This is a genomic window from Streptomyces sp. NPDC012510, assembly GCF_042955065.1.
GTDB lineage: Bacteria > Actinomycetota > Actinomycetes > Streptomycetales > Streptomycetaceae > Streptomyces.
Window position 1 is genome coordinate 17,595 of sequence record NZ_JBIBEN010000002.1, and the last position, 20,661, is coordinate 38,255.

18 protein-coding genes are annotated in these 20,661 nt (G+C 71.6%); 4 read left to right on the plus strand and 14 right to left on the minus strand.

Annotation, left to right across the window (positions count from 1 at the left end; translation table 11 throughout):
* Positions 1-419: 419 nt before the first annotated feature.
* Positions 420-1,997, plus strand: coding sequence for an oxidoreductase (locus ACFY9I_RS02975; RefSeq protein ID WP_390995825.1), 1,578 nt, complete (start codon positions 420-422; stop codon positions 1,995-1,997).
* 30 nt (positions 1,998-2,027) lie between these two features.
* Here the strand turns inward: ACFY9I_RS02975 and ACFY9I_RS02980 are convergent, their stop codons facing one another.
* From ACFY9I_RS02980 to ACFY9I_RS03000, 5 genes are read right to left on the minus strand one after another with little or no spacing between them, the layout of a single operon-like run.
* Positions 2,028-2,381, minus strand: a complete 354-nt coding sequence (locus ACFY9I_RS02980) for a cytidine deaminase (protein ID WP_390995828.1) — start codon at positions 2,379-2,381, stop codon at positions 2,028-2,030.
* A 53-nt stretch (positions 2,382-2,434) separates the two neighbouring features.
* The gene (locus ACFY9I_RS02985; RefSeq protein WP_390995832.1) at positions 2,435-2,794 is read right to left on the minus strand and encodes an MmcQ/YjbR family DNA-binding protein; all 360 of its coding nucleotides are present in this window, start codon (positions 2,792-2,794) and stop codon (positions 2,435-2,437) included.
* Positions 2,791-4,098: a CNNM domain-containing protein gene (locus ACFY9I_RS02990; RefSeq protein WP_390995835.1), complete on the minus strand. Its 1,308-nt coding sequence runs from the start codon at positions 4,096-4,098 to the stop codon at positions 2,791-2,793. Before ACFY9I_RS02990 ends, ACFY9I_RS02985 begins: the two co-directional genes overlap by 4 nt.
* Complete coding sequence (ybeY, locus tag ACFY9I_RS02995; protein WP_390995838.1) at positions 4,095-4,592, minus strand: rRNA maturation RNase YbeY; 498 nt, start codon at positions 4,590-4,592, stop codon at positions 4,095-4,097. The genes ACFY9I_RS02990 and ybeY overlap by 4 nt, the downstream gene beginning before the upstream one ends.
* A gap of 14 nt (positions 4,593-4,606) precedes the next feature.
* Positions 4,607-5,677, minus strand: a complete 1,071-nt coding sequence (locus ACFY9I_RS03000; protein WP_390995841.1) for a PhoH family protein — start codon at positions 5,675-5,677, stop codon at positions 4,607-4,609.
* A 214-nt stretch (positions 5,678-5,891) separates the two neighbouring features.
* Here ACFY9I_RS03000 and ACFY9I_RS03005 point away from each other — a divergent pair, with 214 nt between their 5' ends.
* Complete coding sequence (locus ACFY9I_RS03005; RefSeq protein ID WP_390995844.1) at positions 5,892-7,211, plus strand: enolase C-terminal domain-like protein; 1,320 nt, start codon at positions 5,892-5,894, stop codon at positions 7,209-7,211.
* A 201-nt stretch (positions 7,212-7,412) separates the two neighbouring features.
* Positions 7,413-8,525 (plus strand): PfkB family carbohydrate kinase, encoded by a 1,113-nt coding sequence (locus tag ACFY9I_RS03010; RefSeq protein ID WP_390995847.1) that lies wholly within the window; start codon positions 7,413-7,415, stop codon positions 8,523-8,525.
* A 130-nt stretch (positions 8,526-8,655) separates the two neighbouring features.
* Here ACFY9I_RS03010 and ACFY9I_RS03015 read toward each other — a convergent pair whose 3' ends face one another.
* The 9 genes from ACFY9I_RS03015 to hrcA all read right to left on the minus strand — a co-directional run bounded on the left by ACFY9I_RS03015 (position 8,656) and on the right by hrcA (position 19,589).
* Positions 8,656-9,648 (minus strand): adenosine deaminase, encoded by a 993-nt coding sequence (locus ACFY9I_RS03015; protein ID WP_390995850.1) that lies wholly within the window; start codon positions 9,646-9,648, stop codon positions 8,656-8,658.
* A gap of 20 nt (positions 9,649-9,668) precedes the next feature.
* Positions 9,669-10,577, minus strand: coding sequence for a ribonuclease Z (locus ACFY9I_RS03020; protein ID WP_390995853.1), 909 nt, complete (start codon positions 10,575-10,577; stop codon positions 9,669-9,671).
* Positions 10,578-10,583: 6 nt separating this feature from the next.
* A complete protein-coding gene (locus ACFY9I_RS03025) occupies positions 10,584-10,937 on the minus strand; it encodes an HIT domain-containing protein (RefSeq protein WP_390995856.1) in 354 nt (117 codons plus the stop codon).
* Between the two features lie 318 nt (positions 10,938-11,255).
* Entirely contained in the window at positions 11,256-14,468 is a 3,213-nt protein-coding gene (locus ACFY9I_RS03030) for a S41 family peptidase (RefSeq protein ID WP_390995859.1), read from the minus strand.
* A gap of 102 nt (positions 14,469-14,570) precedes the next feature.
* The gene (locus ACFY9I_RS03035; protein ID WP_390995862.1) at positions 14,571-15,140 is read right to left on the minus strand and encodes a hypothetical protein; all 570 of its coding nucleotides are present in this window, start codon (positions 15,138-15,140) and stop codon (positions 14,571-14,573) included.
* Positions 15,141-15,365: 225 nt separating this feature from the next.
* Positions 15,366-16,115: a 16S rRNA (uracil(1498)-N(3))-methyltransferase gene (locus tag ACFY9I_RS03040; RefSeq protein ID WP_390995865.1), complete on the minus strand. Its 750-nt coding sequence runs from the start codon at positions 16,113-16,115 to the stop codon at positions 15,366-15,368.
* Positions 16,115-17,224, minus strand: coding sequence for a nitronate monooxygenase (locus ACFY9I_RS03045; RefSeq protein WP_390995868.1), 1,110 nt, complete (start codon positions 17,222-17,224; stop codon positions 16,115-16,117). The genes ACFY9I_RS03040 and ACFY9I_RS03045 overlap by 1 nt, the downstream gene beginning before the upstream one ends.
* A 214-nt stretch (positions 17,225-17,438) precedes the next feature.
* Positions 17,439-18,572, minus strand: coding sequence for a molecular chaperone DnaJ (dnaJ, locus tag ACFY9I_RS03050; protein ID WP_390995871.1), 1,134 nt, complete (start codon positions 18,570-18,572; stop codon positions 17,439-17,441).
* Positions 18,573-19,589 (minus strand): heat-inducible transcriptional repressor HrcA, encoded by a 1,017-nt coding sequence (gene hrcA, locus ACFY9I_RS03055; protein ID WP_184894198.1) that lies wholly within the window; start codon positions 19,587-19,589, stop codon positions 18,573-18,575.
* Between the two features lie 306 nt (positions 19,590-19,895).
* Between hrcA and ACFY9I_RS03060 the strand changes: the two genes are divergently transcribed.
* Positions 19,896-20,651: an MBL fold metallo-hydrolase gene (locus ACFY9I_RS03060; protein WP_390995876.1), complete on the plus strand. Its 756-nt coding sequence runs from the start codon at positions 19,896-19,898 to the stop codon at positions 20,649-20,651.
* Positions 20,652-20,661 lie beyond the last annotated feature (10 nt).

Sequence of the window (20,661 nt, forward strand, 5' to 3'; positions counted from 1 at the left end):
TTCCCTTCCCTGGTACGGGGTGCGTACAAGGCCTGGGGGCGCCTCGTACGGCCCGTTACGGGCGTTGCCTTGTGGGGGCGGTGCACTGCGCGGCCGCGCGGCGGAATGTCACGGTCCGCCAAGAGAACGGCTCTATTGAGACGTGAGCGGCCCGAGATTGCAAGAGATGTTCTGCCGGATGCACCAGGTGTCGACGAAAGTGGCCGAAGCCGATCGCCGGGGGCGCCGGTCAACTCGTCGACAGGGGCGGGGCATCGAGGTGATCTGTCCCTCGCCGCACGGTTTCACCGGTGGACCGGCCCGGGTGTCCACTCGCCCGCGCAAGATTTTCAAGCAGCTCGGAGGGCTGTTACCGGCCGTAACACTATGCCGCGAGCGTACTCCGGGACCGCGTGTCCGAAGATCACTACCCTGTACGGGTGCTCACTTACGACGAGTTGACGGGGCCGGAGCGTGAGCTGTGGGACGCGTTTCCGGAGGGGCGGCGGGTCGATCTACGGACGGGGACGCCGGAGGAGGACCGGATCGCCGGGGGCGGGGGATGGGGGCCTGAGCGCACGGTGCGGGCGGCGGTGATCGCGGCGCTGTTGCTGGGCGCCAACGCCGCCCAGCGACCCGGCGCGGTCGGCTCGCTCTCTCTCGCCGGCGCGCTGATCTCCGGCCGTCTCGACCTGGCCGGCGCCCGGATCGAGCATCCCCTCTGGCTGGAGGAGTGCTGGTTCGAGCAGGAGGTGAACCTCTACGGGGCGGAGACACGGACGGTCGCGATCATGAGCAGCCGGGTGCCCAGGCTGGAGGCCGGGGCGAGCCGGATCGGAGGACGTCTCGACCTGCACGGCACCCAGGTGGAATCGGGGCCGCCCTCTTCCCCCTTCCACCGTGCGAGCACCGCCCTGTCGCTCGTCAACGCCCATGTGGCCGGCGGCATCATGCTGAACAGGGCCCGGCTGATCGCCCCTGACGGATGGGCGATGGCCGCCGGTGGCCTGGTCGTCGAAGGAGGCCTCTTCTGCCGGCGCGGATTCGTCGCCGACGGTGAGATCCGCCTGCTGGGCGCCCAGTTGCCGGGCGGACTGTTCCTCCAAGGGGCCCGTCTGGAACGGCCCGGCCCGCACGGGGTGACCCTCGCCCTGGACAACGCCACCGCCCAGACGGTCGACTGCTCCGACGGATTCGTCTCCCACGGCACCGTCCGCCTGCGCGGCGCCCAGATCACGGACAACCTGACCTTCGAGGGCGCCGTCCTGAACGGAACACCCGAGGACGTCGAGGGCACCGGCCACCCGGCCCTGGTGGCCATGCTCATGCAGGCCGCCGACTTCGACTTCGCCCTGGCCCGGCGGCCGGCGGGAACGGTGGACCTACGGGGCGCCCAGGTGTCCTACCTCCACGAGAGCGCGCACAGCTGGCCGGAGGTCGTGGAGCTGGACGGCTTCGTCTACGGCTCGATCAAGGCCGCCGAGGCGGACGGCGAGCGACGGGAGGCGGTGAGCGGCCCGGCGGCCGTGGCCCGCCGCCTGGAGTGGATACGCCGAAGCCCGGGCTACAGCCCACAGCCGTACGAGCAACTCGCGGCCTGGTACCGGAAGGTCGGGCACGACGACGACGCCCGCCGGGTGCTCCTGGCCAAGCAACGCCACCGGCGCCGTACCCTCTCCCCGCCGGCCCGTGCCTGGGGCCACCTCCTCGACGCGACCGTCGGCTACGGCTACCGCCCCTGGCTGGCCGGTGTCTGGCTCCTCGCGCTGCTCCTGCTGGGGACGACGGCCTTCGACGCCGACTCCCCCACCCCGGTGAAACGGGGCGAGGGCGCGCCCTTCCAGCCGCTCGTCTACACCCTCGACCTGCTGATCCCGATCGGCGGCCTGGGCCAGCGCACGGCCTGGTACTGGACGGACGACACCCTCCAGTGGCTGGCCTACGCGCTGGTCGCCCTCGGCTGGATCCTCACGACGGCCGTCATCGCGGGAGTGACCCGCACCCTGCAGAAGAACTAGGGGGTGCCCCGGCCGCCGGCCGCCGCGCCCTCAGCCCGCCGTGACCGTCGCCCGGACCGCCCCGTCCGGCCCCGCCACCAGCACCGGCGTCCCAGGCCCGCCCAGGTCCCGTACGGCCGCCCGGTCCTCGTCCGAGACCGTGTCGGCTCCGGTCACCACGGCCGCCGCCTCCAGGGACTTGGCACCGGAGGCCACCGCCATGGCGACCGCCGTGCGCAGCGCGCTGAGCCGCAGGGAGTCGAGGGCCACGGTCCCGGCCACGTACGTACGGCCCGTCTCGTCCCGCACGGCCGCGCCCTCGGGCACACCGTTGCGGGCCCGCGCGGAACGGGCCAGGGTGACGATCTTGCGGTCCTCGGGGTCGAGCGCGCTGCTGTCGGTCATGCCCCGAGCATACGGAGACCGGTGCGGCGCACCATGCCACGGGGTCCGTCCCGTCACGCCCGGTCGAGCCGGAGCCGTTCGGCCCGGGGCAGACCGGCCACCACCAGGTCGTACGAGTCCTCGATCAGCTCTCTGACAAGGTGGTCCGGCAGGTCGCCGTCGAGCCTCACGGTGTTCCAGTGCCGCTTGTTCATGTGATACCCGGGGGCGATGAGGCCGGGGTGCTCGGCGCGGAGCCGGACCGCGTCCTCAGGGTCGCACTTGAGGTTGACCTTCAGGGGGCGCTCGTCGATCCAGCTCAGGGCGAACACCTTGCCGAGGACCTTGAAGACGGAGATCTCGGGGCGGAAGGGGAAGTCCTCGACGGCCTCGTTGAAGGACAGGCAGAAGGCGCGCAGCTCCTGGGGTGTCACTCCGGCTTCGTCTCCTCCTGAGGCGGCTCGGCGGGGCCGATCGGCTCCACCAGCACCGTGACGATCTTGTTCCGGCGGCCGGCGGCGGCCTCCGCCGTGAGCCGCAGCTCGCGCTCGTCCGGCAGGGCGACGACCGAGGAGGCACCGGCGATGGGGACGCGGCCGAGGGCCTTGGCGAGCAGGCCGCCGACGGTCTCCACGTCCTCGTCGTCGTAGGCGTCGAGGCCGTACAGCTCGCCGAGGTCGGTGATGTCGAGACGGGCGGTGACGCGGTACCGGTCGTCGCCCAGCTCCTCCACCGGAGGCAGCTCACGGTCGTACTCGTCGGTGATCTCTCCGACGATCTCCTCCAGGATGTCCTCGATCGTGACGATGCCGGCGGTGCCGCCGTACTCGTCGATGACGACGGCGACGTGGTTGCGCTCCTGCTGCATCTCGCGGAGCAGGTCGCCGGCGTTCTTGGTGTCGGGGACGAAGACGGCGGGGCGCATGGCCGTGGACACCAGTTCGTTCTCGGCGTCCCGGCTGATGTGCGTCTTACGGGCCAGGTCCTTCAGGTAGACGATCCCGACGACGTCGTCCTCGCTCTCGCCGGTGACGGGTATGCGCGAGAAACCCGAGCGCAGGGCGAGGGTGAGGGCCTGGCGGATGGTCTTGTAACGCTCGATGGCGACCAGGTCGGTACGCGGCACCATCACCTCGCGTACGAGGGTGTCGCCCAGCTCGAAGACCGAGTGCACCATACGGCGCTCCTCGGCCTCGATCAGGGACTCCTGCTCGGCGAGGTCGACCAGCGCACGCAGCTCGGCCTCGGAGGCGAAGGGGCCGCGCCGGAAACCCTTGCCGGGCGTCAGCGCGTTGCCGATGAGGATCAGCAGGGACGGGATGGGGCCCATGATCCGTGCCAGCGGCAGCAGGATGTACGCCGCCGCCGTGGCCGTGTTCAGGGGGTGCTGGCGGCCGATGGTGCGCGGGGAGACGCCGACCGCCACGTAGCTGACGAGGACCATCACCCCGATGGCGACGACCAGCGCCTCCCAGGTGGCGTCGAACTCCTGCAGACAGGCGTAGGTGACGAGCGCGGCGGCGGCCATCTCGCAGGCCACGCGCACCAGCAGCGCGACGTTCAGATAGCGGGTCGGATCGGCCGTGACCTGGGCGAGCTTGTCGCTGCCGCGCCGCCCGGAGCGTACGGCCTCCTCGGCACGGAAGCTGGAGACACGCGCGAGGCCCGCCTCCGCGCAGGCGGCGAGCCAGGCGACGACGACCAGGGCGACGGCACCGCCGATGAGAGTCGCGCTCATGACACGGTCGGTGCCGGGGAGGGGCCGGTGAGGCCCTTCTCCGCGCGCCAGCCGTCGACGATGGCGGCCTGAAGGCCGAACATCTCGGCCTTCTCGTCGGGCTCCTCGTGGTCGTACCCGAGCAGATGCAGCACCCCATGGACGGTGAGGAGCTGAAGCTCCTCGTCCATGGAGTGCTGCGTCTCCGCTTCCTTGCCCTGCTTCTCGGCGACCTCGGGGCAGAGCACGATGTCGCCGAGCAGGCCCTGCGGCGGCTCGGCGTCGTCCTTCGACGGCGGACGCAGCTCGTCCATCGGGAAGGACATGACATCCGTCGGACCGGGCAGGTCCATCCACTGGATGTGCAGCTGCTCCATGGCGTCGGCGTCCACCACGATCACCGACAGCTCGGAGAGGGGGTGGATACGCATCCGCGTCAGCGCGTAGCGGGCGATGTCGAGGATCGCCTGCTCGTCGACCTCGGTTCCGGACTCGTTGTTGACGTCGATCGACATGGTGCTGTGCTTGTCTACTTCCCCTTGTGCCCGGCCTTGCCCCGGCCGCCCTTGTGCGTGCCGTTCTCCGTGCCGTGCGTGGTGTCGTACTTCTCGTACGCGTCGACGATACGGCCGACCAGCTTGTGCCGTACGACATCCTGGGACGAGAGCCGGGAGAAGTGCACGTCGTCGAGGCCCTCCAGGATCTCCTGGACCTGGCGCAGACCGGACTTCGTGCCGTTCGGCAGGTCGACCTGCGTCACGTCACCGGTGATGACGATCTTCGAGTCGAAGCCGAGGCGGGTGAGGAACATCTTCATCTGCTCGGGCGAGGTGTTCTGCGCCTCGTCAAGGATGATGAAGGCGTCATTAAGGGTCCTGCCCCGCATGTATGCCAGCGGCGCGACCTCGATCGTCCCGGCGGCCATCAGCCGCGGGATCGAGTCCGGGTCGAGCATGTCGTGCAGCGCGTCGTACAGCGGGCGCAGGTACGGGTCGATCTTCTCGTACAGCGTGCCGGGGAGGAAGCCGAGGCGCTCGCCGGCCTCGACGGCCGGGCGGGTCAGGATGATGCGGTTGACCTGCTTGGACTGCAGGGCCTGGACGGCTTTGGCCATGGCCAGGTAGGTCTTGCCGGTGCCGGCGGGACCGATGCCGAAGACGACGGTGTGCTTGTCGATGGCGTCGACGTACCGCTTCTGGTTGAGCGTCTTGGGGCGGATCGTGCGGCCACGCGAGGACAGGATGTTCTGCGTCAGCACCTCGGCCGGGGTCTCCTGGCCTTCGCTCTTCCCGTTCTCGCTCGCCCTCAGCATGGCGATCGAGCGTTCCACTGCGTCCTCCGTCATCGGCTGTCCGGTGCGGAGCACCAGCATCATCTCGTCGAACAGGCGCTGGACGAGAGCGACTTCGGGGGCGTCGCCGACCGCGCTGATCTCATTGCCCCGGACGTGGATGTCGACCGCCGGGAAGGCCTTCTCGATCACGCGCAGAAGGGAGTCGCCCGAACCCAGCACGGTCACCATGGGGTGCGCCGCGGGGACGGTGAACTGTGCTCTCGCCTTGCCCTGCGCGGGGGTGTGAGCTGTGGGTGTCTGAGTCATGGGCCGGCTCTAGAGGCCGCACGTCCTCCTCGTGAAGCTTGGCTGCCGTGAGGGCTGCCTTGTGGTTCAAGAGTACGACGCCGCACTGACAGTGCCGTAGGGCTTTTCCCCGTCGCGGCACAGGTCTGCTGGTGGAGCGCCCCCTTGACGCTCGCTCGTTCGCATACTTAGCTTCCATCCTCATATACAGACGTCGTCCATGGAGAGGGATGCGATGGATGGGACCCGCCGCGGACCTCGGGACCGCGACCTGGCCATCACCGAGGCCCGGCTGACCCCGATCCTGGTCGCCGACCCTCCGTTGCTGAACACACAGGGGGTCCACCAGCCGTACACCCCCCGGCTGATCGTGGAAGTGGTGACCGCCGACGGGACGACCGGTGTCGGCGAGACCTACGGCGACACCAAGTACCTGGAGTTGGCCCGGCCGTTCGCGGAGAAGCTGGTGGGCCGCCCGGTCAGCGATCTGAACGGGCTGTTCGCCCTCGCCGACGAGGTGGACGTCGACCGGTCACGGGTCTCCGGCCAGGTCGACGTGGGCGGGCTGCGCGGCGTCCAGACCGCCGACAAGCTGCGGCTGTCGGTCCTGTCGGGGTTCGAGGTCGCCTGTCTCGACGCGCTCGGCAAGGCCCTGGGGCTGCCCGTGCACGCGCTGCTCGGCGGCAAGGTGCGGGACTCGGTGGAGTACAGCGCGTACCTCTTCTACAAGTGGGCGGACCATCCCGAGGGCGTCGCCGCCGAGCAGGACGACTGGGGGGCGGCCCTGGACCCGGCCGGGGTCGTCGAGCAGGCCCGGAAGTTCAAGGAGCGGTACGGGTTCACGTCGTTCAAGCTCAAGGGGGGTGTCTTCCCGCCGGACGAGGAGATCGCGGCGATCCGCGCGCTCGCCGAGGCCTTCCCCGGGCATCCGCTCCGGCTGGACCCGAACGGCGCCTGGTCCGTGGAGACCTCGCTGAAGGTGGCGGACGAGCTGGCCGACGTGCTGGAGTACCTGGAGGACCCGGCGCTGGGTACGCCCGCGATGGCGGAGGTGGCCGCGCGGACGGATGTGCCCCTCGCCACGAACATGTGCGTGACGACCTTCGCGGAGATCGAGGAGGCGTTCACCAAGGGCGCCGTGCAGGTCGTCCTCTCCGACCACCACTACTGGGGCGGGCTGCGCAACACCCGTGAACTGGCCGCCGTCTGCCGTGCGTTCGGGGTCGGGGTGTCCATGCACTCCAACACCCATCTGGGCATCAGCCTCGCCGCCATGACCCATGTGGCGTCCACCGTCCCCGGCCTCCACCACGCCTGTGACTCCCACTACCCGTGGCAGTCGGAGGACGTCCTCACCTCCCGTCTCACGTTCCAGGACGGCGCGGTGCGGGTGTCGGACGCACCGGGGCTGGGGGTCGAGCTGGACCGGGAGAAGCTGGCACTCCTGCATCGCCGGTGGCTGGCCGATGACGGTGCGCTGAGGGACCGCGACGACGCGGCGGCGATGCGCGTGGCGGAACCGGGGTGGATGACGCCGTCCGTGCCTCGCTGGTAGCCCCCTGGCTCCGTCGGGCCTGAAAGCACGGGGCGCGGCCCGTGCTTTCAGGGGCGCGGGTGCGTGGGAACTGCGCGACCAGCCCCCACGCGCCCGCGCCGGCCAACGCCCGCTCGCGCCCCCGCACCGGCGTGACCCGCACCCCCCAGCGGAGCGTTTGGTGCAGACTGGCTGGATCCGCACCACGCCAGGGAGCACATCGTGAGCGCGTTCAAGGGAGAGCGACCGAACCACCGGCCCCAGGTCGACCCGCTCAGGGCCCTGCGCGGCCCGTCCGATCCCCCCTGGGACGTCTACCTCACCGGCACCGTCTTCCTCGACATCATCTTCACCGGGCTCGCCTCCGCCCCGGCACGCGGGACCGAGTCCTGGGCGCGCGGAATGGGGTCGAGCCCGGGCGGCGTGGCGAACATGGCCACCGCCCTGGCCCGGCTGGGCCTGAGGACCTCGCTCGCGGCGGCCTTCGGGGACGACCACTACGGGGAGTACTGCTGGGACGCCCTGGAGCAGGGCGAGGGCATCGACCTCTCCCCCTCCCGTACGGTCCTCGGCTGGCACTCCCCGGTCACCGTCTCCATGGCGTACGAGGGCGAGCGCACGATGGTCTCGCACGGGCACGAGGCACCCCCGGAGGAGTCCGCGCCGGAGTGCCCGCCCCATGCGCGGGCCGCCGTCGCCTCCCTCACGCCGGGCGTACGCGCCCCCTGGATCGCCCAGGCCGCGGGCAAGGGCACCCGGATCTTCGCGGACGTCGGCTGGGACGAGACCGGTGCCTGGGATCTGGCGGGGCTCGCCGATCTCGCCCACTGCGAGGCGTTTCTGCCCAACGCGCAGGAGGCGATGCGGTACACCGGCGCGGAGTGCCCCCGGGCCGCCGCGCACGCCCTCACCGGCCACGTCCCCCTGGCCGTGGTCACCTTGGGCGCGGAAGGCGCGTACGCCGTGGACGGCCGGACCGGTGAGACGGCGGAGGTACCGGCCATCGCCGTGGAGGCCATGGATCCCACGGGCGCGGGTGATGTGTTCGTCGCCGGTTTCGTCACCGGCACCCTGGCGGACTGGCCGCTGGCCGACCGGCTGGCCTTCGCGGGTCTGACCGCCGCGCTGTCGGTGCAGGAGTTCGGTGGCTCCCTGTCGGCCCCCGGCTGGTACGAGATCGCCGCGTGGTGGCGCCGGGTGCAGTCCCTGGACGGGCAGGATCCCGCCGCGCTGCGCCGGTACGCCTTCCTGGAGGACCTCCTCCCCAAGGAACACGTCAGCCCCTGGCCGCTGCGGCGGGCCGTGCCCACGATCGGCTTCCGCCGCTCGGCCTGAGGCCTGGGCTTTCAGGGGCGCGGGGAACGGCGCGGGAAGCCCGACTCACCCGCACCCGACTCACCCGCGCCCGACTCGGCAGCACGAGTACCGCCCGGCGGCCTGAGCCCGTCCCGGGGTCCCGTTCGGCTCACCCGAACTCGTACGCGTCAACCTCGGCGAGATACCTGGCCCGCCGCTCCTCGTCGTGCTCCAGGAACGAGGCCGTGAAGGAGTTGCGGGCCAGCTCGCGCAGCCGTTCCTCGCCGAGACCCAGCGTTCGTCGTACGGCGTCGAAGTTGTCCCCGGCGTACCCGCCGAAGTACGCGGGGTCGTCGGAGTTGACCGTGCACAGCAGGCCCGCGTCGAGCATGGCGGGCAGGGGGTGGTCGGCGAGGGTGTCGACGGTCCGCAGCCGCACGTTCGACAGTGGGCACAGTGTCAGAGGCACCCGCTCGCGCACCAACCGCTCGACGAGGGCCGGGTCCTCCATGCACCGGAGCCCGTGGTCGACGCGCTCGACACCGAGGACGTCGAGGGCCTCGGTGATGTACTCCGGCGGCCCCTCCTCCCCCGCGTGCGCCACACGCCGCAGGCCCAGCGCGGCGGCCGCCTCGTACACCTCGCGGAACTTCACCGGCGGGTGCCCGATCTCGGCGGAGTCCAGCCCGATCCCGACGATCCGGTCCAGATACGGCTTCGCGGCCTCCAGGGTCTCCAGCGCCGACGCGGCGGACTCGTCCCGGAGGAAACACATGATCAGCTGGGTCGAGATCCCATACGTCTCCTCGCTCCACCCCAGCGCCCGCCACAGCCCCTGGACGACCGTCCCCATCCCCACACCCCGCGCGCTGTGGGCCTGCGGGTCGAAGAAGATCTCCGCGTGCCGTACGCCCTGGGCGGCGGCGCGGGCGAGATAGGCGTCGGCGAGGTCCGCGAAGTCCTGCTCGGTGCGGAGGACGGCCATCAGCTCGTAGTACAGGTCCAGAAAGGACTGCAGGTCTTCGAACTCGTACGCCTCGCGCAGCCCGTCCGTGTCCGCGTACGGCAGCGCGACCCCGTTCCGGGCGGCCAGCGCGAAGGCCAGCTCCGGCTCCAGAGTTCCTTCGATGTGCAGGTGCAGTTCAGCTTTGGGGAGGGACATCAAAGCATCGTACGGCCGCTCTACCGCCGTTTCGGAAGCGCCACCCTCAACAGGTCGTGCGCCACGGTCAGCTCCCCCTCGAACCCGGCGGCCCGTGCCTGCCGTTCGAACTCCTCGGGCTCGGAGTAGCGCTGGCTGAAGTGGGTGAGCACGAGATGCCGCACCCCGCAGTCACGGGCCACGGAGGCCGCCTGACCCGCCGTCAGGTGTCCGTGGTCCACGGCGAGTTCGATGTCCTCGTTCAGGAACGTGGACTCGATGACGAGCATGTCGGCCGCGTCGGCGAGCGCGTAGACCCCGTCACACAGCCGGGTGTCCATGACGAACGCGAACCGCTGTCCGCGTCGTGTCTCGCTCACCTCGTCGAGCGAGACACCGCCGATCGCCCCCTCCCGCTGGATCCTGCCGACGTCCGGCCCCTTGATCCCGTGCGCGGCGAGCCGCTCGGGCAGCATGCGGAGCCGGTCCGGTTCGACGAGCCGGTACCCGTACGACTCGACGGGGTGGGAGAGCTTGCGCGAGTCGAGCGTGTAGGCGGGAGTGACGGCCAGCGCCCCACCGTCCCCGTCGACCGGCGCCTCGATCAGCGGGACCGTCTCCCGGTAGGCGGTGGCGTACCGCAGCCGGTCGAAGAACCGCTGACCGGAGCGCGGATAGTGGGCGGTGACGTCGTGCGGGACCCGGTCGAGGTTGATCCGCTGGATGACACCGGCCAGTCCCAGCGAATGATCGCCGTGGAAATGGGTGACGCATATGCGGTTCAGGTCGTGCGCGGCGACCCCGGCGCGCAGCATCTGCCGCTGGGTGCCCTCGCCGGGGTCGAAGAGCAGGCCCTCGCCGTCCCAGCGCAGCAGATAGCCGTTGTGGTTGCGATGCCGGGTCGGGACCTGGCTGGCGGTGCCGAGGACCACCAGTTCACGTACGGACACGGCTTGTCACCCGGGGGGCCACTGCAGGCCGCGGCCGCCGACGACATGGGCGTGCGCGTGGAACACGGTCTGGCCGGCGCCGGTGCCGGTGTTGAAGACGATGCGGTAGCTCTCCAGCTTGTCCTCGTCCGCGACGGCCTGTGTCTCGCGGAGGACGTCCGCGGCGAGTTCCGGGGCGGCGGTGCCGAGGGCCGCGGCGTCCGGGTAGTGCGCCTTGGGGATCACCAGTACGTGGGTCGGCGCCTGGGGGTTGATGTCCCGGAACGCGACCGTGGTCTCGGTCTCCCGCACGATCGTGGCCGGCACATGCCCCGCCACGATCTTGCAGAACAGACAGTCGTCCTGCGGCTCCCCAGCCATTCGTGCCTCCCAGCCACCGGTGATCCTCTACGTGGGCATGCTATCGAGCGTTTTCCGCCCCCGCCGCCCTTACCCGTCCCATCAAGGGGGCTGCGCCCCTTCGACCCCCATGCGCGGGTGGGTGGGGGCTGGTCGCGCAGTTCCCCGCGCCCCTGAAAGCAGGGGCTACGCCCCGTGCTTTCCCGGCCCTGAAAGGGCCGCAGGCCCTTGAGGGGCGCGGGGAACTGCGCGAGAAGCCCCCACCGGACCCGCGCATGGGGGGCGAAGGGGCGCAGCCCCTTGAGATGGGACGGGTAAGGGCGGCGGGGGCGAGGAGAACTACGACTCCGGCAGCGGTGGTGCCACCTTCGCGGGGCTGGACTCGAGCCCCGCCAACGCGATCCGGATCGCCTCGTCGAGCTGAGGATCACGCCCGGCCGCGTAATCCTGCGGCGCCTGCACCACCTCCACGTCGGGATCCACCCCGTGGTTCTCGACCCCCCACCCGTACCCCTCCAGCCAGAAGGCGTACTTCGGCTGCGTCACCGACGTCCCGTCCACCAGCCGATACCGGCTGTCGATCCCCACGACCCCACCCCAGGTCCGCGTCCCGACCACCGGCCCGATCCCCAGCGCCTTGATCGCCGCGTTGACGATGTCCCCGTCGGACCCGGAGAACTCGTTGGCGACGGCGACGACGGGCCCACGCGGCGCATCGTCCGGATAGCTGACCGCCCGCATCCCCCGCGGCAGGTCCCACCCCACGATCCGCCGCGCCAGCTTCTCCACCACGAGCTGCGACGTGTGCCCGCCCCGGTTCTCCCGGACGTCCACGACCAGCCCCTCCCGAGCGACCTCGATCCGCAGGTCACGATGGAGCTGGGCCCAGCCCGAGCCGACCATGTCGGGCACATGCAGATACCCGAGGCGCCCACCGGACTTCTCGTGGACGTAGGCCCGGCGGTCCGCCACCCACGCGTGGTACCGCAGCGGCTCCTCGTCGGAGATGGGCACGACGACGGGATGCCGGAGATCCCCGCCCCCCGCCGGGAGGACGGTCAGCTCGACGGCCTTCCCCGCCGTACCGACGAGCAGCGGGCCGGGTCCGGCCACCGGATCGACCGGCTGCCCCCCGACCGCCACGATCGCGTCCCCGGCCCGCACCGCGACACCCGGCGCGGCGAGCGGCGCGTGCGCGTCCGGGTCGGAGGTCTCGGACGGCAGCACCCGGTCGATCCGCCAGGCCCCGTCCTCGTGGCGGGAGATGTCGGCCCCGAGCAGCCCCTGCCGCCGGTCGCCGGAGCCGCCCCGCCCGCGCGGGGTGACGTACGCGTGCGACGTGCCCAACTCGCCCTGCACTTCCCACAGCAGGTCCACCAGGTCGTCGTGGGTGGCCAGCCGCTCCACCACCGGGCGGTAGCGGTCCAGTACGCCGTCCCAGTCCACCCCGCCCAGGTCCGGGCGCCAGAAGTTGTCCCGCATGAGGCGGCCGGTCTCGTCGTACATCTGCCGCCACTCGGCGGCCGGGTCGATGGTCTGCCGGATACGCGAGAGGTCGACGGTGATGTTGCTGTCGCTCTCGTCGTCGTTCGAGGCCCGCCGGTCACTCGGTACGACCTTGAGCTTGCCGTCGGTCCACAGCAGCACCCGCTTGCCGTCGCCGCTGACGGCGAAGTGGTCGGCGTCGGAGGCGAGGTACTCCGGGCGCTGCTGAGCGAGGTCGTAGCGCTCCAGGGAGGTCTTCGGCTCCGGGTCGTCGGGCGTGGCCCGGGAGTGGCCGAGGACGCCGGTGACCGGGTGCCGCAGCCACAGCACGCCGTCCTTGGCGGCGCGGAGCGTGGAGTAGCGGGCGGCCTCGACCGGGAAGGGCACGATCCGGTCGGCGAGCCCTTCGAGGTCGATACGGGTCGCGGGGGCTCCCTCGCTGTCCGGGGTCTCGTCCTTCTCCGGTGCCTCGAAGGGCCGCCCGTGGCGCTGCGGGCCGAAGGGCGACGGGGTGGTCGCGGCCAGGGTGATCAGATGCGGACGGGCACCGCTGACGAAGTGAAGGTCGAAGACGTGTTCGTCGTAGACCGGGTCGAAGGCGCGTGCGGAGAGGAAGGCGAGGTGTTTGCCGTCGAGCGTGAACGCGGGCGAGAAGTCCTGGAAGCGGAGGGGGGTCGCCTCGGTCACGGACAGGTCGGCGGTGTTGGCGAGCTTGAGCTGGCGCAGCGGGCGCGGTCCGGGGTGCGACCAGGCGAGCCAGGCCGAGTCGGGCGAGAAGACGAGCCCGGAGACCTCACCGTCCTCGCTCCGGTCGACCTCCCGTACCTCGCCGGTCTCCCGCTCGACGAGCAGCACCCGGCCGTCGTGCGCGGCGACCGCGACACGGCTGCCGTCGGGTGCCACGGTGAGCCCGAGGACACGGCCCAGCTGTCCGGCGGCGAGCCGGCGCGGGGTGGCGCCCGGTCCGACGCCGGTCGCCGGGGCGAACTCCAGCGCGTCGTCGCCGTCCGCGTCCGTCACCCACACCACCCACTCCTCGCCCTCCACCCGGAAGGTGCGCGGCAGCCGGGCCCGTACGCCGTGCTCGGCGGCGAGCGCCCGGGCGGGCCCGGAGCGGTGGGTGATCCAGTGGACGGAGCCGCGTACGGAGACCGCGCTGCCCCGGGCCGTGTGGTCGGGCGAGGCGGAGCCGAACCAGCGGGAGGCGTTCACCGGGAACGGCTGGAGGTCGACGCGCTGTCCGCCCAGCCGGATGTCGAGCCTGCGCGGCTCGGCCCCGTCCAGGTCGTCCAGGAGCCACAGTTCACCGACGGACGAGTACACGACCCGGGTGCCGTCGGTGGCCGCGTGCCGGGCGTAGAAGCCGTCGACGGGGGTGTGGCGGCGTAGGTCCGAGCCGTCGGCGAGGGAGGAGTACAGCGCCCCGACGCCCTCGTGGTCGGAGAGGAACGCGATCCTCCCCCCGACCCACAGCGGGTATTCGAGGTTCCCGTCCAACTCGGCGTGCAGCCGCACGAATTCCCCGGCGCCCTCGTCGCCCTCGTCCGCGCGGTCGATCCACAGCTTCCCCGCCGTACCTCCCCGGTACCGCTTCCACCAGGCGGCCTCGCGCCCCATGGGCGCCGACAGCAGGACGGTCGCCGGCCCATGGGCGACATCGCCGACCGGCCCGTAGGGCAGGGTGGCGGCCGGGCCGCCGTCGAGCGGGACGGCGCGCGCCCAGCTCCGCCGGAGGCTGGCCTCCCCGTACGTGCTGAGCGCGAGGACCTGTCCGTCAGGGGTCCAGCCGCGCACCTGGGTCCGCCAACTCCCCCAGTAGGTCAGTCGCCTGGCCGGTCCGCCGTCGATGGGCGCGACATGCACCTCGGGCGCGCCGTCCCGCGTGGAGGTCCACGCGACGGTCGTGCCGTCCGGGGAGATACGTGGATGGTTCACGGGCACGTTGTCCGCGCTGACCCGCCAGGCACGGCCGCCGTCGAGCGGCGCGACCCACACGTCGTCCTCGGCGGTGAAGGCGACCAGGTCACCGTGCAGATGCGGGTACCGGAGATACGCAAGCTGAGTCACCCGGTCACTGTAAGCAGCGTTCGGTCCGATGGGGAGGGGTTTGGATCACGTCCCTCGCCCCGGGCCGCACTCGCCCTGCTCGCCCTGCTCGCCCCTCTCGGCCTACTTGCCCTCCGGCCAGCACTGCGGATCGGTCTGGCACCAGACGGTCTGCGTGACGGTGACCGTCACTGTCGGGCCGGGCCGGTCCGGCTGGTCCGGGTTCGGCAGGCCGGCGCTGGGAGTCGGGTCGGGGGCGTCGCAGTTTCCCAGCACATCGACGTGGAACCGCTCCTTGCCATCGACCTTCGCGGTCAGATCTCCGCGTACGCACTTGCCGCCGACCTCTTTGGTCACCTTCCCGGTGAGGTCGATGTCCCGGCCTTTCTCGTCCTCACCCGTGCAGTCGACGTTCGCGACGGTGTCGACGGACGAGGAGGGCGACGAGGACTTGTCGCCGCGGCCGTCACTGTCGTACGACGCCGTGCAGTTCAGCCACCGGACGTCTACCCCTCGCCGCTCCAGCTCCTTGGTCCCCGTCTGATCCGTCGTGTACGCGACCGCGCCGGTGTTGAGCCCGTCGCCCATCTCACACGCCGTGAGCCCCACGACCGCGCTCACCCCGAGCCCGGCCCCCACCAGGAGCCGACGCCCACCCGCCCGATACGCCCTGATACGCCCCGACGCCTTCATGCCACGGCAGCCTGCCACCCCCCACGGCCGCGCGGAAGACCGCATGCGGCCATCCACCGCGCTCCTCAGGAGCGCGGGGAACCGCGCGAGCAACCGCGACGAACCCGCACCCGCCCATACAACGAAACCCCCCGGGCCAAGGCGCCCAAGGGGGTCGGAGGGGCACAGCCCCCGGGGAGGGGAACGTTGATGGGAACGGGTAGGGGCGGCGGGAGCGGGACCCCGTCAGGACCACCGCCCCGTCCGCCCCAGCAACAACGCCCCCGCAGCGGTCCCCGCCGTGGACGTACGCAACACACTCGGCCCCAGCCGATACGCCCGCGCCCCCGCCTCCCCGAAGAGCGCCAACTCCTCCGGCGACACCCCACCTTCGGGCCCCACGACAAGCACGATCTCCCCGGCCACCGGCAACTCGGCCGTGGCCAACGTCTCGTCCCCGCTCTCATGCAGCACCGCCGCGAAGTCCGCCTTCGCCAACACCCCCGCGACCTGCTTACCGGTGGCTGGCTCGGCGACCTCGGGGAACCGCACCCGCCGCGACTGCTTCCCCGCCTCCCGCGCGGTCGCCCGCCACTTCGCGAGCGCCTTGGCCCCGCGTTCGCCCCGCCACTGTGTGATGCACCGCGACGCGGCCCACGGCACGATCGCGTCGATACCGACCTCGGTCATGGTCTCGACGGCCAGCTCACCCCGGTCCCCCTTGGGCAGCGCCTGGACGACGGTGATGCGGGGCTGTGCCGGAGCTTCCTTGTGGACGGTCTCCAGGTCCATGACGACAAGCCGGTCCTTGCCCTCGGCGGCCTTGACGACCCCCTCGGCCCACCGCCCGCGCCCGTCCGTGAGGACGATGTCCTCACCGGCCCGCAGCCGCTTCACGGAGACGGCGTGCCGCCCCTCGGGCCCGTCGAGCACGAACTCGCCGCCGCAGCCGTCCGGCAGTTCCAGCGACTCGACGACGAACACGGGCGCGGTCATCAGCCCTCACTCCCGGTACGGTCACCGGCCGCCCGGCCGCCCACCCATGCGGAGGCCTGTTCGGCCTGCGCGGCGGCGATCTCGGTGGTCAGCACCTCGACCAGTTTCCCGGCGGGCAGGTCCCGGGCCATCCGGTGCCCCTGCCCGGCCCACAGCGCCATGCCCTGCGCGTCCCCGGCCTGGGCGGCGGCCTTGCGCAGCGGCGAGGTGAGGTGGTGGACGTCGGGGTAGGCGACGGGCGCGTAGGGGCCGTGCTCGCGCAGGAACCGGTTGACCAGGCCGCGGGCCGGGCGCCCGGAGAAGGCGCGGGTCAGCTCGGTGCGGACGAAGAGGGGGTTGGTCAACGCCTGTTTGTGCACGGCGTGCGCGCCGGACTCGGGGGTGGCCAGGAAGGCCGTGCCGAGCTGGGCCGCGCTCACACCGGCCATGAGGAGCGCGGCGATCTGGCCGCCGCGCATGATGCCGCCGGCGGCGACCATCGGCAGGGCCACGGCCTCGCGGACCTGGGCGACCAGGGAGAGCAGACCGATGCCGGCGCAGTCCCGCTCGGGGTCGTCCCGGTGGGTGCCCTGATGGCCGCCCGCCTCGACGCCCTGCACGATCACCGCGTGGGCACCCGACCGCTCCACGGCCTGCGCCTCCTCCACCGAGGTCGCGGTGACCAGGGTGAGCGTGCCCTTGCGGGCGAGGGACTCGACGACCTCGGGGGTCGGGCAGCCGAAGTGGAACGACACCACCGGTACCGGGTTGTCGAGCAGCACGGCGAGCTTGGCCTCGTAGCCGTCGTCGCGTCCGCTGTCGGGGTCGCCCAGGTCGGCCTCGTACCAGGTGGCCTCACCGGCCAACTGCTCCGCGTACACCTCGACGGCGGCGGGCTCGGCATACTCGGGCTGCGGCATGAAGAGGTTCACGCCGAACGGCCGCGCGGTCAGCGCCCGTAGCGCCTTGATCTCCTGGTACATCCCGTCGGCCGTCTTGTACCCGGCGGCGAGGAAGCCCAGCCCGCCCGCCTCGGACACGGCGGCGGCCAGTCGCGGCACGGAGACGCCGCCGGCCATGGGGGCCTGCACGATCGGAAGCGGGACGAGATCGGTCAGCGCGGAGGACATGACGGCATGGTGCCACTGTCCTCCGGACATCGCCGAATCGGGGACGGAGGGTTGTTGGTCGGGTGCGGGTGAGTGGGGGCTGGTCGCGCAGTTCCCCGCGCCCCGAAAAGACCAGGCCTGCGGGCCTGAAAAGCACGGGGCGCAGCCCGTGCTTTTCAGGGGCGCGGGGAACTGCGCGAGAAGCCCCACTCACCCGCACCCGACGAACAAGCCGTCAGCGCCCGTTGAACGCGTCCTTCAGCCGCGAGAACAACCCTTGCTGCCCCGGCTGGAACTGCCCCATCGGCCGCTCCTCGCCCCGCAGCACGGCGAGCTGCCGCAGCAGCCCCTCCTGCTCGGGGTCGAGCTTCGTCGGCGTCTGCACCTCGACGTGGACGATCAGATCCCCACGCCCGCCACCGCGCAGATGCGTGACACCCCGCCCGTGCAGCGGGATCGACTGTCCCGACTGGGTCCCGGGCCGGATGTCGACCTCCTCGAGACCGTCCAGCGTCTCCAGCGGCACCTTGGTGCCCAGCGCCGCCGCCGTCATCGGGATCGTCACCGTGCAGTGCAGATCGTCGCCGCGCCGCTGGAAGGTCGGGTGCGGCAGCTCGTGGATCTCGACGTACAGGTCACCGGCGGGGCCGCCACCGGGCCCGACCTCGCCCTCACCGGCGAGCTGGATCCGCGTGCCGTTGTCGACACCGGCCGGGATCTTGACCGTGAGCGTCCGTCGCGACCGCACCCGCCCGTCGCCCGCGCACTCGGGGCACGGGTTGGGGACGATCGTGCCGAAGCCCTGGCACTGCGGGCAGGGCCGGGAGGTCATGACCTGGCCGAGGAAGGACCGGGTGACCTGGGAGACCTCACCACGACCGCGACACATGTCACAGGTCTGGGCGGTGGTTCCCGGGGCCGCGCCCTCGCCGCTGCACGTGGCGCAGACGATGGCGGTGTCGACCTGGATGTCCTTCGTCGTGCCGAAGGCCGCCTCCTCGAGGTCGATCTCCAGCCGGATCATCGCGTCCTGGCCACGGCGCGTGCGCGACCGGGGACCCCGCTGGGACGCCGTACCGAAGAAGGCGTCCATGATGTCCGAGAAGTTCCCGAAGCCGCCCGCGCCGAAGCCGCCCGCGCCGCCGCCCGCCTGGGAGAGCGGGTCGCCGCCGAGGTCGTAGACCTGCTTCTTCTGCGGGTCCGAGAGCACCTCGTAGGCGGCGTTGATCTCCTTGAACCGCTCCTGGGTCTTCGGATCGGGGTTGACGTCCGGGTGGAGCTCGCGCGCGAGCCTCCGGAACGCCTTCTTGATCTCGTCCTGGGAAGCGTCGCGGCGCACGCCGAGCACGGCGTAGTAGTCCGTGGCCACTTAAGACTCCGCCAGGATCTGTCCGACGTACCGTGCCACCGCTCGTACCGCTCCCATCGTTCCCGGATAGTCCATGCGCGTAGGTCCGACCACGCCCAGCTTCGCTACTGCCTCGCCGCCCGAACCGTAACCGACGGAGACGACGGACGTGGAGTTGAGTCCCTCATAGGCGTTCTCATGACCGATGCGTACGGTCATGCCCGAATCCCCTGCCTCGCCAAGCAACTTGAGGAGGACGACCTGCTCCTCCAAGGCTTCCAGCACGGGCCGGATGGTGAGGGGGAAGTCATGTCCGAAGCGGGTGAGATTGGCGGTGCCGCCGATCATCAGCCGCTCCTCGCTCTCCTCGACGAGTGCTTCGAGGAGGGTGGAGAGCACCGTCGCGACCGTCCCCCGGTCCTCGACGTCGAACGCCTCCGGCAGGTCCTCGACCAGCCGGGGCACGTCGGTGAACCGGCGGCCCGCGACCTTGCTGTTGAGCCGGGCGCGCAGATCCGCGAGTGACGTTTCCCCGAAGGGCGCCGGGCAGTCCACCAGCCGCTGCTCCACCCGTCCCGTGTCCGTGATCAGCACGAGCATCAGCCGGGCGGGGGCCAGCGACAACAGCTCGACGTGCCGCACCGTCGACCGTGTGAGCGACGGATACTGCACGACGGCGACCTGCCGCGTGAGCTGCGCGAGCAGCCGCACGGTCCGGGCCACCACGTCGTCCAGATCGACCGCGCCGTCCAGGAAGTTCTGGATGGCGCGCCGCTCGGGCGGGGTCATGGGCTTGACGCCGGCCAGCTTGTCGACGAAGAGCCGGTACCCCTTGTCGGTGGGGATGCGGCCCGCACTGGTGTGGGGCTGGGCGATGAAGCCCTCGTCCTCCAGCGCCGCCATGTCGTTGCGGACGGTCGCCGGGGAGACACCGAGGTTGTGCCGCTCCGTGAGCGCCTTGGAACCGACCGGTTCCTCGGTGCCCACATAGTCCTGGACGATGGCGCGCAGCACCTGGAGCCTGCGTTCACTGAGCACCGCGCACACCTCCAGCTCGCTCTCCTGTGACTCCCCCTTGGCACTCGCCCCGGGCGAGTGCCAACACTCCCCGCCCAGTGTACGGCGGTGGGGTACGCCCCCGGCAAGGCCGGTCCAGCCATGTCATGCCGACGTGTACCGACCTGTCCGGCGATGTCGGGCCGCTTCCTACCGACGGGTAGGTGCGCCGACGGGCCGGGACGGGAAGGTGGTGACACCTCTGCGGGGAGGTGCCGGTGCTCTTTCACGGGACGGGGCCCTCCCCCGACCACGCGGTCCGGGGAGCGCTACAGCTAGCGTCGGCGCATGACGGTGACTTGGGAAGAGCTCGGGTGGGAGGGATTGGCACCCGGTGTCGGCCGGTGCCGCCTGCCGGGCTGGGACTGCACGGTCGGGCTGGTGGTCGGGGACGGCGCGGCCCTGCTGATCGACTCGGGTTCCAGCCTGCGGGAGGGCGCGCGGTTGCGTGCCGAGGCGCGTCGACTGCTCGGCGGCGGCCGTGTGACACATCTCGCGCTCACCCACGCCCACTTCGACCATGTCTTCGGGGCGGCGGCGTTCGCCGGGGTGGAGGTGTTCGGTGCGGTCGGACTGGGCGCAGCCCTGACCCGGGAACGTGACGTTCTCCGCGCGGACGCCGTACGCCACGGTCTCGATCCGGCGGCGGCTTCCGAGGCCGCCGAACTCCTCGTCCCGCCCGGCCACCATGTCTCCGGCGAGTGGACCCTCGATCTGGGCGGCGGTCACCAGGTGCTGCTGGCGAACGTGGGACCGGGACACACCGCACACGACCTGGTGGTCCTGGTCCCGGGCACCCCGGCCACCGCGAGATCCGCCGGTTCGCCGGAGGTCGTCTTCTGCGGGGACCTGGTCGAGGAGTCCGGTGAACCCCAGGCCGGTCCCGACGCCGTCCCCGCCCGCTGGCCGGCGGCGCTGGACCGCCTCCTGGCCCTGGGCGGCGAGGACGCGCTCTACGTCCCCGGTCACGGGGCGGTGGTGGACGCGGCCTTCGTACGGGGCCAACGCGACGCGCTGGCCCGCCGCTTCGGCGTGTCGCGCTGACCCCGGGAGC